Raw genomic sequence first — 17,046 nt, forward strand, 5'->3', positions numbered from 1 at the left:
CGGAGGCCACCCGCTCGCTGAACGGGTGGCCTCCGCGACGGGACGCGGAGCGCGGTGCGGCCCCGGGGTCAGGCCTCGGAGCGCGTGGCCCGCCAGACGTGGCCCCAGCCCGGGGCGAGTTCGGCGGCCCGACGCAGCGCCAACACCAGGCTCGCCTCACGGGCGATCCCCTGCCCGGCGATGTCGAAGGCGGTGCCGTGGTCCACCGACACCCGCACCACGGGCAGCCCCGCGGTGATGTTGACCCCGTCGTCGCCGTAGACCGCCTTGAACGGCGCGTGTCCCTGGTCGTGGTAGCAGACCGCCACCAGCTTCCAGTTTCCGCGAACCGCCGCCGGGATGAGGGCGTCGGCGGGGATCGGTCCGTGGGCGTTGATGCCCTCGGCGCGGGCGAGCTCGATCGCCGGCGCGAGGACGTCGGCGTCCTCGTCGCCGAACAGCCGGTTCTCGCCCGCGTGCGGGTTGAGTCCGGCCACGCCGATGGGTTCGTCCGGGGAGCCCTGCGCGCGGGCGAAGGCGTTCATCAGCCGCAGCACCTCAAGGGTGCGCTCCGGGGTGACGTCCTGGATAGCCCGTCGCAGCGACACGTGCGTGGTCAGGTGGAAGAAGGACAGCTCCCCGGCGGACAGCACGAGGCTGTAGTCGCGCACCCCGAACTCGTGGGCGAGCAGTTCGGTGTGGCCCGGCCAGTCGTGCCCGCCCAGGTGCATGGCGGCCTTGTTCAGCGGCGGGGTGACGATGCCCTCGACCAGGCCGCGCTTGGCCAGGTCGACCGCCTCGATCACGAACCGGGCGGCCCCGTCGCCGGCCTCGGCGCTCAGCTCACCGGTCGGGACGTGGCCCAGGGAGGGGCCGGTCTGCACGATGTCGATCACCGAGGGGTCGTCGGCCGCGTCGGCGGGAGACTCGACCGGGTTGACCGCCAAGGGGTCGCCGCCCACCGCGGTGACGGCGTTGCGCAGCGCGTCGAAGTCACCGACGACCACCGGTCGGGAGTACTCGCGGACCTCCGGGTGGTGCAGGAGTGCCTTGGCGGTGATCTCCGGACCGATTCCGGCGACGTCGCCGAGGGTGACCGCGAGGGTGGGGCGGTGGCTCATGCGTGGGTGCCTTTCGTGTGGCGGACCGCGTCGGCGGCCTCGATGAGGGCGTTGGGACTACCGAAGCCCCCGGCCTTGGTGACGATGGAGTGCCCCTCGTGTGGGCCTCCGGTGAGGGTGCCCAGCGGGATACCGGGGGCGACCTCTCCGGTCAGGGTGATGGAACGTGCCCGCAGCGCCTCGGTGAGGGCTCGGGCGCCGTCGCCTCCGGTGACGACGAAACCGGACAGTGGGTGCCGCTCGGCCACGCGCGCCGCCAGCTCGCCGAACCGGCGTGCCACGAGAGCGGGGGACAGGCCACCGTCACGGTCGTCGGGCGCGACCAGCGCGGTGTGCGGGCAGGCGGGATCGAACCCGGCCACGACCTTGTCGGACCAGGCCCGCCACGCCTGGTCGTCGCCCAGGTCTATGGTCGTGGGCTGCTCCACCCGGGTCCACTCGTCCACGACCAACTCGTGCACCTGACCGCGTGCGGCCTGGTGCAGCGAGGTGACCACCACCAGTGCGGGTGCGGGCTCGCGGACCGGACGCCAGGACTCGGCGAGCCGTGTCGCCAGACCGGCCGAACCGACCGGGACGACCCGGTCGCCCAGGAGCGTGATGGCCGCGGCGATCCGGGCGAGGTCCTCGTCGCTTTCGGCGTCGACCACCGCGACCGGTCCGGCGGCGCGCAGCCGTTCGGCGTCCTGCTCGGGGTCGGTCCCGGTCAGGCGCACGTGCCGAGCGCCCAACAGTTCGGCGACGCGGCTCTCGGTCACCGGGGAGACGGGGTCGGTGCCCACGGCGGTGCGGTGCACCTCCACACCGTCCACCAACAGGACCCCGTCACGGACGATACGACCGTTGGCGGGGAACGCCGTGCAGACCACCGCGACCGAACCCGGGTGCCAGGCCGCCAGGACGCCGTCGATCTCGGCCCGGATGGGGCCGCGCAGCGTGGAGTCGACCTTCTTGTAGAGCAGCCTCGTACCGGCCTCGCGCAGTCGACGAACCTCGGCGGAGGCCGTCGCCGCCGCCTGCTCGTCGGGCAGGGCCCGGGAGTCGGTGGTCACGGCGACGACGTCGGCGGTGGCGTGGGCCGCGGCCAACTGGAGTTCGGTGCGCCAACCGGCGCGCACGAACTGCACGGCGGTGTCGCCCGCGCCGGTGAGGTCGTCGGCGACCACGGCGATGTGCGGCGCGGATGACGCGTCGTGAGCGGTGGCGCTCATGACCGGTCCCCCTTCGTGACGGTGTCCGTGGGACTCTCGGCCCCGTCGAGTGCGGCCTGTTCGGCCCGCTCGGCCTCGGCGGGCCGGGCGCCGGCGCGGCGCAGTGCCCAGGTGGTGACCAGCGGCGCGAGCAGGGCGGTCACCAGCACGCTCGCGGCGACCTGGGAGGTGGCGGTGCCGACGTAGGCGGCGAAGGACGGGTCGGCGGCGGCGACGATGGCCGGGGTGGCCACGGCGTTGCCCGAGGTGGTCCCGGCGGCGAACCCGACGCCGGACTCACCACCGCGACGCAGCAGGAAGCGGTACCCCAGGTAGACCAGTCCGCCGGTGAACAGGACGATCACCACGCCCATGACGATGCCGCCGAGACCGCCGCGGACGACGTCGCCCAGGTCGATACCGGTGCCCAGGGCGAAGGCGAAGAACGGGATGACAATGCCGGGCACGGGCTTGAGCACCTCGCGCCACTTGGCGTCCACGTTGCCGATCACCACGCCCAGCAGGAACGGCAGGATCGCGGCGAGCAGGGTCATGAAGGGGATCTGACCGAGCCCGGAGGCGCCGATGAACAGCAGCGCGAAGAACGGGCCGTCGTTGACCGCGCCGGCGATGTAGGCGCCGCGGTCCTTGGTGCGCCCGTACTGGCCGGTGATGGCCAGCCACAGGCCGCCGTTGGCGTTGGTGGCGGCGGCGATCATCGCCAGGATCGACACACCGAGGATCCCCTCGGGGCCGGTGGCCATGGCCAGGGCGATGATGAGCAGGCCGGGCACGACGCTCTTGCCCAAGAGGACCACACCGGTGGTGGCCAGGACGGGGCCACTGGTGCGGAGGGTGACCTGGGTGCCGGTCGCGAAGATCAGCAGGGCGATGAGCGGCATGGCGCTGTCCTTGAACAGCGCGGTGGTGAAGCTGCCGATGTCGAGCGCGCCCGGGGCGAAGGTGCCCAGGATCGATCCCAACACCAGCGGGACCAGCATGGTTCCGCCGGGGATCTTGTTCAGCCAGTGGTAGAGGGGAACCACCGACCCGTGGTCGTCACGCATGAGTGTCCGTTCGAAAGGGCCCCTCGGGCGGCGAGTCTCGGGGCCGGGTCACATATTGTCCGTACAGAGTGTACGTACAATTTTGTTCCGCGCCACCCCCTACTCACATCCGGGCACGCCGAAGAGGGCCCTCCGACGCTCGGATCCCCGATGGGAAGGGCATTTCGAACAATGTGAATCGGACGGATCCGTCCGCGGCGCCCGGCCATCGGAAGGCGGACGGGCCTGCCGGCGTGGTTCGGGGCGCGAGTACGGGAAGTGCTGCGCTTCCCCCTCGGCGCGCTGAAGGTCTCCGCTGGGCTCAGCGGGCGCGAAGGCGCGGCATGGGCGGGATGGGACGGTCGGGACGGCGAGGGCGTCCCGCCTGTCGGGGCGCCCTCCCTTCGCGGACACAGTCCAGAACCTCACCGGCGGCACACCGACCCGCCTGCTCGAAACCCCACCGATTGGAGTCGACGTCGTGCCAGACGGCGTCACGCAACAGGACGCGCACGGTGTACGGAGGCGTTCCGCGTCCGCGCAGTCGCCACCCCTCCCGGAACCCGTTCTCGAACGCCGTGACGAATTCGCTGGGGATCGGGGCATCGGTACGCCGACGGGCTTCGTGGCACTCGGTGGGCAGGTCGTCGACGAACGCCACGGAGCCGGGAGCCGGGACATCCTCGGGAAGTGGTTCGGCGTCCAGCCACACCAGGGCGAAATGACCTGGACAGGCGGTCTGGACGATCTGCCGGACGAACACGCCGGTGACGGGTCGGGGGAGTGGGAGTGGTTCGACGGGCACGGGTCGCTCCGCTCCTTCGCGCGTTGGGTGGGAAACGTGACCCAAGGGTGCCGCAGATCCCCGCCCCGGGCCGGATGAGTTCGCTTCTCCCCGAAACGGCTGACGAGTGAATGAAAGAATCCCTGACCCCACGGGCCTCCGTTGCCCCGGTATGGCGGCCCTGCTCGAACCTATCGGTACGGCACTACCAGGGTCGTGATCAGAACCGGTCGTCCCCGACCGCACGAAAGGAATAGGCGCTCCCCACGAAACGGCCGTGGACACCGTTGTACTCCGGTTCGGGACCGGCGGACAGGATCGCGTACACCTCGCCGTCCTCACCGAGGAGAGCGCGCGCGAACACCTGGAAGGGACCATGCACGTCGTGCTCGTAGCGGTAGGAGAGCACCTCGTCCACCTCCTGGCCCTCTTCCGTGTCCTGGTCCTCCCGATCGAACTCGGGACGGGACCCCGCCTCGTGCTCCAACCGGTCCAGCGCCCGCCCGGGGGAGGTGACGTCGGGTCCGAAGGACCTGACCTGGATGAAGTGACGTCGAGCGTCCGGGGTGAAGAAGACCTTGAAGACGCCATCCTCGGGCGGCTCCTCCTCACGGCTCCAACGCTCGGGCACGTGCAGGAGGAAACCCTGATGGTCCTCCCAAACGCTGTAGCCGTCGGGTGCGGGATCCTCCTCGCCCCCACCTTCGTCCGCGCCTTCGTCCGCGCCCAGGGTGGGCACGTCATCGGGAGGGGAGGGCGGGGGGTTCTCCTCGGGTTCGGAGGTCCCGGCGGAGACGCTCTGCTCGTCCTTGTCGTCCTCGTCATCGTCGTCGGGGAGGACGAATATCGCGGTCAGCATCAGGACGATCAAGAACCCAAGGACCGTGAACGATCGGACCGGATAGGCGGACACCGACCGAACGGAGACGGCTCCACCCGAGGGCTCTGGGAAGGAGACCCAACGCTGCCGTTCGGCGTCCCAACGCAGGTTCTTCGACATCGGTCCTTCCTCAAGTCAGTAGACGTCGCGCCATGTCCGCCAGTGTGACCGCGGAGGCCAGGGCGCCCAGAGCCGTGTTCCCCGGGGCCAACCGCTCCCACAGTCGGCGCAACAGCCCTTGGTCGGCGCTGCCGCTCTGGGTGATCGCGAGCTCGGCCTCGGCCAGTTCGGCGTCGACCACGGTCACTTCGGAGGTGTCGGCGAGCAGGGGCAGTTGCCCGCGCAACAACCGGATCTGCTCCAGGAGCTCCTGGAACCGCTCGTCGTCGGGCGTGACGTCGGTTCGCGCCGTGCTGTTCTCACCGGTGGCGATGGACACGCCCTCGGCGTCGCCGCCGATGACCACCGAACCGGCGGAGTGGTCCCCGGCCGGCGCGGGAGCGACCTGTCGGTCGGGTCGAGGCGGCACGTCGTCTCGTCCCACCGGAACCGAGGTTCGGGCGTCGCCTCCGGTACCGGTGGAGAACGCTCCACCACGCACCGACCCTCCGATGAAGACCGAGCCCGTGCCGGTCCGGTCGTTGTCGTCGTTGGTACTCGTCATCTCTACTCCTGGTCCGTGTGAGGGGGCGCGTCGGCGGTGTTGGCCCGGGCTCCGCTTCCGGTGGCGATCGATCCGGCCATGGACCCACCGACGAACACGCCACCGCCACCGACGTTGACCACCTGTTGTTGGAACTCGTCGGTCATGTAGCCGGCCTCTGCGAGGGCCTGGTGGGTACCGGAGGTGATGCGGTCCTGAATGGTGGTGACGTAGCGGTTGATGTCCATCTCCTGGAACATCGACCAGGTCTCGCGCGCCCCCACCTCCCGGATGCTGACCCGAGGCCCCTCCAGGGGAAGGTGGGATGTGGCACGCCACCCTTCGCGCGTCCAGGAACGCAGGGCGTTGAACCCGGAGAACAGGGTGGCGACCGTCACCGCCGGGCCGGCCGCCAGCGTCGACATCCGTAGCCGGATCGAACGTTCGGTGAGGTCGTCCACCTGGTGGAAACTCGACCGCGGTGGGGCCAGCACGTAGGGCAGTACCTCCAGCACGAGGAGGTCGCCCTGGGTGTGCACGCGCAAGAAGACGGTGGTGACGACCTCCTCCTGCCAGCCGCCCACTCGGATGCGCAGGAAGTGCCGTCGCTGTTCGGCGCCTTCCCCGGTGGCCTCCGCCAGGTGCGCGTGCACGTCGGTGGCCCGGTAGGGCAGGGTGGCGCGGCGCAGATCCTCGGGCAGGTCGCTCGGCAGGAAGACGCACTCCCGCAGTTCCAGTTCGTTGAGCCGGTCCTGGCTGGTGCGAGTGGTGCGTTCGGTGAGTTCGGCCAGCCGGGGGATGATGAGGTCGAGCACCCGGCGGCCGGACAGGCGCCCGGGGGCGGTCGCCTGGCCGGGCCGCGGCCTCAGTTCCAGGGTCAGGGACCAGGGTTTGCGCGGCACCCCGGCGCCCAGGAACGGCTCGTCCGCGTTGTACAGGGCCAGGGGAGAGAACTGCTCGGTCTCGATCGCCGCCAGGATCCTCGCGCGTCGGGAGGCGAACGGCGTATGGGAGGTGTCCGGGGGGAACCCGGTGAACCGGTCGCGGGACAGCTCCGTCCACAAGATCCTGGAGATCGCGCTTCGGTGCCAGGCCCCCACCAGGAGCAGCAGCGCCGGTAGGGACAGGACCACCAGGCCCTCGACGATCTTCTCCGTGACGAAGGTCGACAGGATCACGTACGCCGAGAGGGCCATCAAGAACCAGGTGGAGAGGGGCAGGATCCCGAAGCGGAACCTGGCGAATCGTCCGGTCGGTGGATTGCCCGAGCCGTCGACCACCAGGGCGGACCGGCCCTGTCCGTACGGGGAGCGTCGGGCCAAGGAGAGCAGGCTCGCCACGGTGAAGAGCATCAGCGAGATCAGCAGGGCGCCGCCCAGGCCGGGCCCGGCCTGGTCCGGGTCCAGGCTCAGGTTCCAGTTCGTGACCGGGAGACTCAGCGTGATGATCGTCAGGCCGGTCACCCAGATCAGCAGGATCAGGACGGCGCTCCCCAGATCCAGGTTCCGGGCCCGCAGGGCGTGTCCGAGGACGGTCGAGGCGTCGTAGCCCAGGGAGGGCGGAACCAATCGTTCGGGGTGCTCGACCAGCTCGGTGATGACGGTGTCCCGGAACGCGGGGTCGAGGTAGGTGCCCGCGCTGAGCAATCGGGTGGCCTCACTGCGACGGTGCGGAGCGGTGTCGACGGGAGGAAAGGGGGAGGACGGTGCTTCCGGGGTGGGGGAGGCGTCATGGCCGTGGAGGGTCTGGTTCGGTGCTTCCATTCTTCCCTTCGTCCAGAGAAGTTTTCTTCCGCGGGAATGAACCAGAATTATAGGGCGCGGATTGGGGGATCGGACATCGAACGGAGTAATTCTCTGGGGCGAAAATCGAAATGTGTATGTTTGCCTTTTTGGGGAACTTGAGTGGATTCATGGTGTTCTTCGTCCGCCCTTCGGGTGCCGATGGTCCTGGTGAGTGCTCATGTGGGTGAAGCGGTTCTTCTTCGGGTGGGGGTGCGTGCGGGGCGCGTGTTCGATCAGGGGTGAAGGGGGGAATTCAGCGGGGGAATCCTTTGGTGGCCGGGATGGGACATCGCCTATTCCAGCCCGACCACGTGCTCGGATCACCTCAGTCGCGCAATCGGGAAAGGAGACTCGGCAGTTCTCGGTCGTGGGCCACGGTCAACCGGCGGGTGGCGCGGGTGACGGCCACGTACAGGTCGTTGGCGCCGCGGGGCCCGTGGAGCACCTCCTCGGGGCGCACCACGATCACCGAGTCGAACTCCAACCCCTTGGACTCGGTGGCCGACAGCACCACCACGGGCGCCGCCTCCTCGTCCCGACGCCGTTGGGGGCGGCCCGCTCCGGGCAGGGCCTCGGCCACCTCCACGAGGGAGGCCTCGGAGGTGATGACGGCGACCCGTCCCTCCACGATCGCCTCGGTCTCCTCGGCCACCAGGGCGGGCAGCCCGGACAGGTCCTCGGTGAGCCGCACGGCCCGGGGTGGGTCCCCGTCCTCGCGCACCGACTCGGGCACCTCCTGGTCCGGGGCGGCCACGCGCAGCACGTCGGCGGCGACCGCCATGATCGGCGCGGGCGTTCGGTAGTTGACCCGCAGCGTCTCCACGTGCACCTTGTCGCGGGCGTACGGTTCGAGCGCGGCGGTCCACGAGGAGGTGCCCGCGGCGCTGCCGGTCTGGGCCACGTCACCCACCACCGTCAGGGAACGGGTGGGGACCCGGCGCATGATCGACCGCCAGGCCATGGACGACAACTCCTGGGCCTCGTCGACGATGACGTGTCCGTAGGTCCAGGCCCGGTCCGCCCCGGCCCGGTCCGCGGTGGTCGTCGCCGGCCCCGAAGCCCGGTGACGGTCGGCCAGGGACGCGGCGTCCAGCCCCAAGAGTTCCTGTTCGGCCAGGCCGGTGAACTCCAGCACCCCCTGGGCGTAGCGTTCGGCCTCGGCGCGCTCGGCCTCCTCCCGCCGATCGCGAGCGCGTTCGGCGCTGTCGTCGTGGCCCAGGAGCTCGGCGGCCTCGTCCAGCAGGGGGACGTCCTCCACCGTCCACGGGGACCCGTTAGGGCGGTACAGGGTGGTGGCATCGGGCACCTTGGACGCGGTCGCCACCCGGGCCAGGGCCTCGTGGTCGGCGAACAACTCACCGAGCAGCCGCCCCGGGGTCAGGTCCGGCCACAGGGCGTCCAACGCCCACCGGACGGGGTCCTCGTGCCAGAGGCGTTCGCCGATGAAGGGCAGGTCCTCCTCGACCACCGGGCGGCCCAGCAGGGTGGCCTCGGCGCGGGCGAGTTCGGTGAGCAGGGTGGTGACCACGTACTTGCGGGCCACGTTGTGCGACAGCCGCAGGCCCCGGGCGGTGGTCAGGACCCCCTCGCACACCGGCCCGGGGACCACGAGGTCGCCGGCGTCGGTCCTCACCCGCAGGTCCTCCTCGCCGAACGCCCGCGATGGGGTGCGCCGTCGGTCGTCGATCGCGGCGCGCACGAAGTCCGCCATGGCCACGGACCCCTTGATCGCGGCGACGTCGTGGCCCTCGCGCGCGGTGGCCTCCACCCCGGGCAGGAGTTCGCCCACGGTGCGCATCACCACGTCGGTCTCGCCCAGGGAGGGCAGCACGTCGCCGATGTAGCGCAGGAACGCCGGGTTGGGGCCCACCACCAGCACACCGCGCCGTTCCAGGACCGCGCGGTGGGTGTAGAGCAGGTAGGCGGCTCGGTGCAGGGCCGCCACGGTCTTGCCGGTGCCCGGCCCGCCCTGGACCACCAACACCCCGGACAGGGCGGAGCGGATGACCCGGTCCTGTTCGGCCTGGATGGTGGCGACGATGTCGCCCATCCGACCGGTCCGGCCGCGATCGAGCGAGGCCAACAGCGCGGCCTCGCCGACCAGTTGCCGCCGGTCGCCATCGCTGAGACCGTCGGGGTCGAACACCTCGTCGTCCAGGCCGATCACCGTGCGGCGACGGATCCGCAGGTGGCGGCGGCGGGTGATCCCCTCGGGCGCGCCCGGGGTGGCGGCGTAGAAGGGGCGGGCGGCCGGGGCGCGCCAGTCCACGAGGATGGTCTCGTACTCGCCGTCGCGCAGGCCGATCCGGCCCACGTACCGGGCCTCGGTGTCCCCGTCGGAGTGGGCGAGGTCGATCCGGCCGAAGCACAGGCCCTCCTCCACCGCGTTCAGCTGTGCGCCGCGCAGGGCCTGTTCCTGGGCACGCGTCTCCCGTTCCACGATCGCGGCGTAGCCGGAGCGGTCCTCCTGGAGATGGACGGCGGCCAACCGCTCGCCGGCCCGGGCGCGCAGCACGTCCAGGCGCTCGTACATCGTGGTGACGCGTTCCTGCTCGGTGGCGATCGCCGCGGCCTCCGTCGCCGTGACGGAAGGACCATCTTGACGGTCTTTGTTCAAGCTGCTATCCTTGCGGTGAGAAGTTAGCGAATAGCTCTATTTTTGCGGATGGATAGAGAACTCTAACAGAGGCGCTCCCTCCTCGGCCACCCCTTCGCGCACGCCACCCTCACCCATCACGGGCGAGGGTTTTTTCGTGTCCCCGTCCCACCGGCTCGTCACAGCCGCTACACTCGGCCCCATGCGAACCGAACCGATCAACGGACAGTGGTGGCGCCGCACCTAGGCGGCGCACCGATCAGTTCGCATTCAACGAACAGCGACCGCCCGGACCGGCGGTCGTTTTCTGCTTTCGAGGCGACCCCGGCCGGTGATGACCACCCGACCGTAGAGCGCCCCGAAGGACCGGCCGTGAAGCCCAGCGACGCCCAGAACAGCACTTACAGCACCCCCGCCGGGGTGAGGGTCCACCGCGGCGCCACCCCGTGCGACCCCGAGATCCTCACCGAACTCGTCAGCTCCGTCGAGTTCCGCCGAGGCGGTGTGCTCTCCTCGGGAATGGAGTACCCCGGCCGCTACGACCGCTGGCACCTGGGCTACGTCGACCCCTGTCTGGAGGTCGCCACCCGAGGGCGACGGGTCACCGCCACCGCCCTCAACGAGCGGGGCCGCGTCCTGCTCCCCGTCGTGGACCAGGCGCTGCGCACCGCCGGCGAGGCCGTGGCCGCCGGCCCCGACCAGGTCACCGTGACCGTGCCCGAAGCCGACCCGGGGGAGTTCTTCACCGAGGAGGAACGCAGCCGCCGGCCCAGCGTCTTCACCGCCGTGCGCGCCCTCCTGGACGCCCTGCGCAGCCCCGAGGACACCAACCTCGGCCTCTACGGCGCCTTCGGGTACGACCTCGCCTTCCAGTTCGAACACATCGAACGGCACATCGACCGCGACCCCGGCGACCGCGACCTGGTCCTGCACCTGCCCGACGCCATCGTGGTCCGCGACCGCAAGCGCGAGACCTGCGTGCGCTACACCTACGAGTTCACCGTCCCGGCCCAGGGCGATCGGCCCGAGGCCACCACCGAGGGCCTGCCCCGGACCACCGAACCCACCCCGCCGGTGGTGGCCACCGAGGTGCCCGCGGGGCCCGAACCCGGCTCCTACGCCGAGATCGTGGCCGAGGCCAAGAAGCGCTTCCGTCGCGGCGACCTGTTCGAGGTGGTGCCAGGACACCGGACCTACGCCCGCTGCTCCTCCCCGGCCCGCTTCTACGAGAACCTGCGCGAGCGCAACCCCGCCCCCTACGAGTTCTTCTTCAACCTGGGGGAGGGCGAATACCTGGTGGGCGCCTCCCCTGAGATGTTCGTACGGGTCAGCGGCGAACCCGGAACCGGTCAGCGGGTGGAGACCTGCCCCATCTCCGGCACCATCCGCCGCGGCGATGACGCCCTGGGTGACGCCGAGAACATCCAGGAACTGCTCTCCTCGGTCAAGGAGAAGTCCGAGCTGACCATGTGCACCGACGTGGACCGCAACGACAAGTCACGGGTGTGCGAGCCGGGCAGCGTCAAGGTGATCGGCCGGCGGCAGATCGAGATGTACTCACGCCTGATCCACACCGTCGACCACATCGAGGGCACCCTGCGCAAGGAGTTCGACGCACTGGACGCCTTCCTCACCCACATGTGGGCGGTCACCGTCACCGGCGCGCCCAAGACCTGGGCGATGCGCTTCATCGAACAGCACGAGACCAGCCCTCGCCGCTGGTACGGCGGGGCCGTCGGCGTGCTCAACTTCGACGGTTCGATGAACACCGGGCTCACCCTGCGCACCGCCCACATCCGTGACGGGGTGGCTGCGGTGCGGGTCGGCGCGACCCTGCTGTACGACTCCGACCCCGAGGCCGAGGAAAAGGAGACCTTCCTCAAGGCCCGCGCCCTGATGGAGACCCTCGCCCAGGGTGAGGAGCAGCACGCCCGGGAATCGCAGCCGTCGCCGGTCGTCGAGGAACCCGAGCCCGCTCCGCTGCCGGGCGCCGGCATGCGTGTTCTGCTGGTCGACCACGAGGACTCCTTCGTCAACACCCTGGCCGACTACGTGCGCCGCCACGGCGCCGAGGTCACCACCGTCCGCTACGGGTTCGACCACGCCCTGCTGGACCGGTTCGCCCCCGACCTGGTCGTCCTCTCGCCCGGGCCCGGTCTGCCCGTGGACTTCGCCATGAGCGACCTGCTCGACGCCCTGGCGACCCGCGGACTGCCCGTGTTCGGTGTGTGCCTGGGTCTGCAGGGCATGGTCGAACACGCCGGCGGTGAGCTGAGCACCTTGGACGCCCCCGTGCACGGCAAGCCCGGCCGGGTCGAGGTCTTGGGCGGGGACCTGTTGGCCGGCCAAGGTGAGGACGGCCGATTCCAGGCGGCCCGCTACCACTCGACCTACACGGTGCCCGAGGCGGTGAAGCACTTCGAGGTGACCGCCGTTCTGGACGGGGAGGAGGGGGAGCCCCCGGTCGTCATGGCGATCGAGGACCGTGCGGCGCGCTGGTACGCCGTGCAGTTCCACCCCGAGTCCATCCTCACCGCGGCGGTCGGCGAGGGCATCGTCTCCCGCGCCCTGGAACTCGCCCGTGAGGCGGGTTGAGGCCTTCAACGGTTGAGACACGGGCGTTCGCGTGGGACGGATCTCGTCCCACGCGGGCCTTCTCACCTGGGACGACTTGAAGAAGTGAAATGCAACCCCCGTGGGGCTGGTTTGATCAAACTGTTACCGGACAGGGGGTTGGTATGAGTATTTTGCTGCTGATCCTCGGAATCATCCTCATCGTCGCCGGCGTGATGGGCCTCCTGCGCGGGCAGCTCCTCTGGGGCATCGTTCTCATCGTCGTCGGAGTGATCCTCTCGCCCGGCGGTTTCGTCCTCGGCCTCTAACGAGCGACCGAACCCTTCCAGCGAGCACTGTTCCACGATGAAACCGGCCAAGGGATCGGGTGTCCGACACGCGCACGAGCGTGGTCGGACACCCGATCCCTCGGCCGTGTCCACACCCTCGCACGGGAGGCAGGTCCTACCCCCGGGTCGGACGTGTACCCTCGTGGGAGGCCGAATCGGCCCAACCCCATCGCGTGTACCGTTCCCCGATCAGATCCCCGGGTGACGGGATCGAAGCGTGCCATGGGTCGGGGGAGTTGCTAGGAGAGGGTGCTGTGAAGAAGGTCGATCCCCAGGTCCGCCTGGTCGCACGTCCGCAGGTGGACTACGACGCCATCACCGACTACCTCAAGGAGGTCGGAGGAGAGGCGTGGATCGAGCGGTTCGACCGGGGTGAACTCGATGCACACCTCAACGACTCCCAGAACCTCGCCGAGTTCGCCGGGCGACTGTGCTATCGCTCCTGGGAGCCGGGGCTCAACCCCAACGTCACCCGGGTGCGCAAGGACCAGGACCAGTACCTGGGCAACCTGTTGGCCAGCCTGCACGGTTCGGTGCTCGAACACATCAGCTTCAGCTTCGTGCTGCACAACGTCTCGCGTGTGCTCACCCACGAACTCATCCGTCACCGCCCCGGCGTCGCCGTCTCCCAGGAGTCGCTGCGCTTCGTGCGCCTGACCGACCTGCCGTTCTGGTTCCCGGACTGGGCCGAGGAGGACCCGGAGCTGATGGAGCGCGCCACGGCGATGCTCCAGCAGATGGAGGAGTTCCAGTTCTGGATGGCCGAACACTTCGGTCTGGACGACGAGGGCGTGAAGTTCGCCGAGAAGAAGCACAAGACGTCGTTCATGCGTCGCTTCGCCCCCGAGGGCGTGGCCACCGGTCTGGTGTGGACCGCCAACGTGCGCACCCTGCGGCACACCCTGGAGGCCCGCACCGCTCCCGGTGCGGAAGAGGAGATTCGCCTGCTTTTCCACCTCATCGGTGAGACACTGAAGGAGGAGGCCCCCGCGCTGTTCGGCGACTACGTCGTCGAGGACGGCGCCTGGGTGCCCCAGTGGCGCAAGGTCTGACCGACCTCCCATGACCGCCCGCCCCGGCCTCTGCCCGGGGCGGGCTCCTTTGTGCCCATCAGGCGTCCAGGCCGGCCATCCTGCGGTGATCTTGCTACCAGAAGCGAAAAAGGCACCTTTTTCGCTTCTGGTAGCAAGATCACCGCTTTTCGGTGCCGGTCCGTGTCCACTTCGTCCCGAAAGGGTCAAGGGGGCCTCGGGAATGGGCCAATGATTCCCGGGCCGCGCCAATAGCGAGCACGGATTCGGTTGGATCTCGCATAAGTCCTGGTGGGAGCATTCGTAGGGGTGTCCGGCGTGGGTAGGAGGCGAGGGCGAACGGAAGGCGAACAGCCCCGCCTCCCACGAACCAGGAAGGGGTTGCGCAGTGACCAGCGAACTTGTACCGGAGAACCTCATCGGGCACCAAGTACTCGACCCCGAAGGCAACAACATCGGGAAGATCAAGCAGGTCTTCCTGGACGACCGCACGGGAGAACCCAGTTGGGTCTCGGTCCACACCGGACTCTTCGGAATGAAGGAGACCCTGGTGCCGCTCCAGGGGGCCCGACCGATGGCCGAGGACATCCAGATCCCCTACGACAAGGCGACGGTCAAGGACGCTCCGCAGGTGGAGGCCGACCGTCACGTCGAGCCCGAGGACGAGGCCATCGTCCGCGACTACTTCGCCAAGCACGGTGGTGTGCCCCGACAGAGCGGGGGAGAGACCGACGACATGACCGGGACGCCGCCCATGGGTGAGAGGCGCCACGGGACCGACGAGGCCATGGGCCGGGAGACCGACTCCTGGACCGAGGAGGGTGACACGGTCGGCCGTGCCCGTTCGGGCGAACGCCTCGGTGGTCCGGTCGACCCCGAGGCCGAGGACGTCTCGCTGATCCGGCACGAGGAGCAGGTGGAAATCGGCGTCGAACGCCGAGAGAGCGGACAGGCGCGGATGCGCCGACACGTGGACGTCGAGCGCTTCGACGAGACCGTCCCGGTGCACCACGACGAGTTGGAGGTGGAGCGCCGGCCGATCACCGACCCCTCCCAGGTGACCGACGAAGGCGACCTGGAGGAGGGTGAGCAGACCTTCACGCTCTACGAGGAGCGTCCGGTGGTCTCCAAGCAGAACGTGCCGGTGGAGGAGATCCACGTTCGAAAGCGCGACGTCACCCGCGAGGAGCACGTCGAGGGCGAGCTTCGCAAGGAGCGGTTCGAGATCGAGGGTGAGGACGAGGACGGCACTTCGCCCTCCGGCCCCAGGTGATCGCGAGCGCCATCGTGCGCCGGGTGCCTTCGGGCGCCCGGCGCACCCTTTTCGTGCGGGGCCCGGTACCGGAGGGACGAAAGGAAACCGAAAGCCTTGCGCACTAGGTTTTCTGAACGAGGGGTGTCGGGGACGGACGACACCTCCTGGTCAGTCCTTCCCTGAGGCCCGCCGCCTCGGGGAGGGGGTACCTCTCGAACGGTGGCCGGTGGAGAGCGCCGGCCACCGTCACCCCTTCACCGATCGCCCACCCGAGCCCTGTCGGGGTGTCCTCCCAGGTCGGAGCCGGACGTGAGCTTAGGCTCGCATCTGTCGGCCGCCGACAGGAGCAGGGGGAACACGATGACCGAGGACGTGAACGGGGAGAGCGCCCGAGAAGAGGTCACCGGCGAGGAGACGGCCGGGCGCGACGCCGAACCCGAGCCGCGTGGTCGTGACGCCGAACCCGGCCGCGGACACACCCTCGTCCTGGGGGCCGGCATGTCCGGACTGGCGGCCGCCGACCGACTCGCCGAACAGGGGGAGCGGGTCACCGTACTGGAGGCCCGTGCCCGCACCGGCGGACGGATCCACTCCGTGCGCACCTGGGGCGGAGCGACCCTGGACGTCGGCGCCTCCTGGATGCGGGGGGAGGAGAACAATCCGCTCTCCCGCCTGGTCCGGGAGGCCGGCGCGCGTACGGCGACCTTCAACCGTGCCACCGAGACCGCCTACGACCCCAAGGGGCGCCGCCTCCTCTTCGACCGACACCGGCGCAACATGGAGGACGTCAACCTCCTCCACGAGCACATGTACTGGACCACGGTCGGCGCCGGCCGGGAGGAGTCCATGGAGCAGGGCATCGACCACGCCCTCTACGACGTCAACCTGGTCCGCGCGCGCGCCCGCGACGCAGCGGAGATCGTGCACCGCATCGCCGAGGCCGAACACGGGGCCGACGCCGAGGAGATCGCCTTCACGGCGGTCTCCGCCGCTCACGAGTTCAGCGGTGACGACGTCGTCTTCCCCGACGGGATGGGCCGACTCACCGACCACCTGGCCCGAGGGTTGGACGTGCGCTTCGAGCACGTCGTGTCGTCGGTGGACCACGGCGAGGACGGCGTCCGGGTCCGGGTGGACACCCCCGGCGGAGAGGAGACCCTCACCGCCGACCGCGTCCTGGTGACCCTGCCGCTGGGGGTCCTGCAGGCCGGCCAGGTCGACTTCGAGCCGCCACTGCCCCAGGACAAGCGCGAGTCGTTGGAGAGCCTGGGCAACGGCCGCTTGGAGAAGCTGTTCCTGCGCTTCGACGAGGTCTTCTGGGGCGACGCCGAGGTGATCGTGCACCTGGGGACCGAGGAGGGAACCTGGTTCCACTGGTACTCGGGACAGAACGTGTTCGGCGTGCCGGTCCTGGTCTGTCGCAACGGCGGCAACGCGGCGCGCTTCCTGGCCGGCAAGGACGACGCCGAGGTGGTCGAGCACGCCATGGAGTCGCTGCGGGGCATGTTCAAGAAGGCGCCGGACCCGGTGGACCACTACCTGACGCACTGGATGGACGACCCGTTCGCGCGAGGAGGGTTCTCCTTCACCGCGGTCGGCTCCGGTGACCAGGACCGGATCGCGTTGAGCGACCCGATCGGGGAACGCGTGTTCTTCGCGGGGGAGGCCACCGTCGTCGAGCACAGCGCCACGGTGCACGGCGCGTTGCTGTCGGGGCTGCGGGAGGCCGAGCGCATCCTGTCCCTGGACTGATCCCCTCGGCGGGAGGTTGTGCCCGGTGACGGGCGGGTAGTGCGTTTTCACGGGCCGCGCACCCCTTTGACCAGGGAAGTCG

The 17,046-nt window shown here is 69.9% G+C and carries 13 protein-coding genes; 5 read left to right on the forward strand and 8 right to left on the reverse strand.

Translation table 11 applies throughout. The features are described from left to right. Positions 1–68: 68 nt before the first annotated feature. From pdxA to ACWGKS_RS05835, 8 genes are all read right to left on the reverse strand, one after another. Positions 69–1,100: a 4-hydroxythreonine-4-phosphate dehydrogenase PdxA gene (gene pdxA, locus ACWGKS_RS05800; protein WP_452521896.1), complete on the reverse strand. Its 1,032-nt coding sequence runs from the start codon at positions 1,098–1,100 to the stop codon at positions 69–71. Continuing rightward, complete coding sequence (locus ACWGKS_RS05805; RefSeq protein WP_452521898.1) at positions 1,097–2,311, reverse strand: four-carbon acid sugar kinase family protein; 1,215 nt, start codon at positions 2,309–2,311, stop codon at positions 1,097–1,099. The genes pdxA and ACWGKS_RS05805 overlap by 4 nt, the downstream gene beginning before the upstream one ends. Then, positions 2,308–3,357, reverse strand: a complete 1,050-nt coding sequence (locus ACWGKS_RS05810) for a 2-keto-3-deoxygluconate permease (protein WP_358511571.1) — start codon at positions 3,355–3,357, stop codon at positions 2,308–2,310. The genes ACWGKS_RS05805 and ACWGKS_RS05810 overlap by 4 nt, the downstream gene beginning before the upstream one ends. A 301-nt stretch (positions 3,358–3,658) precedes the next feature. Next, positions 3,659–4,141 carry a hypothetical protein gene (locus ACWGKS_RS05815; protein WP_452521900.1) on the reverse strand — a complete coding sequence of 161 codons (483 nt, stop codon included), beginning with the start codon at positions 4,139–4,141 and terminating at the stop codon, positions 3,659–3,661. A 199-nt stretch (positions 4,142–4,340) separates the two neighbouring features. Then, on the reverse strand, positions 4,341–5,120 hold the full coding sequence (locus ACWGKS_RS05820; protein ID WP_358511577.1) for a hypothetical protein: 780 nt from the start codon (positions 5,118–5,120) through the stop codon (positions 4,341–4,343). 10 nt (positions 5,121–5,130) lie between these two features. After that, a complete protein-coding gene (locus ACWGKS_RS05825; RefSeq protein WP_452521902.1) occupies positions 5,131–5,664 on the reverse strand; it encodes a hypothetical protein in 534 nt (177 codons plus the stop codon). 2 nt (positions 5,665–5,666) lie between these two features. Next, positions 5,667–7,406 (reverse strand): hypothetical protein, encoded by a 1,740-nt coding sequence (locus ACWGKS_RS05830; protein WP_358511583.1) that lies wholly within the window; start codon positions 7,404–7,406, stop codon positions 5,667–5,669. A gap of 346 nt (positions 7,407–7,752) precedes the next feature. Then, complete coding sequence (locus ACWGKS_RS05835; RefSeq protein ID WP_358511586.1) at positions 7,753–10,044, reverse strand: HelD family protein; 2,292 nt, start codon at positions 10,042–10,044, stop codon at positions 7,753–7,755. Positions 10,045–10,395: 351 nt separating this feature from the next. Between ACWGKS_RS05835 and ACWGKS_RS05840 the strand changes: the two genes are divergently transcribed. From ACWGKS_RS05840 to ACWGKS_RS05860, 5 genes are all read left to right on the forward strand, one after another. Next, positions 10,396–12,618, forward strand: a complete 2,223-nt coding sequence (locus ACWGKS_RS05840) for an anthranilate synthase component I (protein ID WP_358511589.1) — start codon at positions 10,396–10,398, stop codon at positions 12,616–12,618. A gap of 143 nt (positions 12,619–12,761) precedes the next feature. Continuing rightward, a complete protein-coding gene (locus ACWGKS_RS05845) occupies positions 12,762–12,905 on the forward strand; it encodes a GPGG-motif small membrane protein (protein WP_200816126.1) in 144 nt (47 codons plus the stop codon). 275 nt (positions 12,906–13,180) lie between these two features. Then, positions 13,181–13,978: an FAD-dependent thymidylate synthase gene (gene thyX / locus ACWGKS_RS05850; RefSeq protein ID WP_358511593.1), complete on the forward strand. Its 798-nt coding sequence runs from the start codon at positions 13,181–13,183 to the stop codon at positions 13,976–13,978. A gap of 367 nt (positions 13,979–14,345) precedes the next feature. Next, positions 14,346–15,230 (forward strand): PRC and DUF2382 domain-containing protein, encoded by an 885-nt coding sequence (locus tag ACWGKS_RS05855; RefSeq protein ID WP_358511596.1) that lies wholly within the window; start codon positions 14,346–14,348, stop codon positions 15,228–15,230. A gap of 342 nt (positions 15,231–15,572) precedes the next feature. Further along, positions 15,573–16,964: a flavin monoamine oxidase family protein gene (locus ACWGKS_RS05860; RefSeq protein WP_358511599.1), complete on the forward strand. Its 1,392-nt coding sequence runs from the start codon at positions 15,573–15,575 to the stop codon at positions 16,962–16,964. Positions 16,965–17,046 lie beyond the last annotated feature (82 nt).

This window comes from Nocardiopsis sp. NPDC055879 (assembly GCF_053615935.1).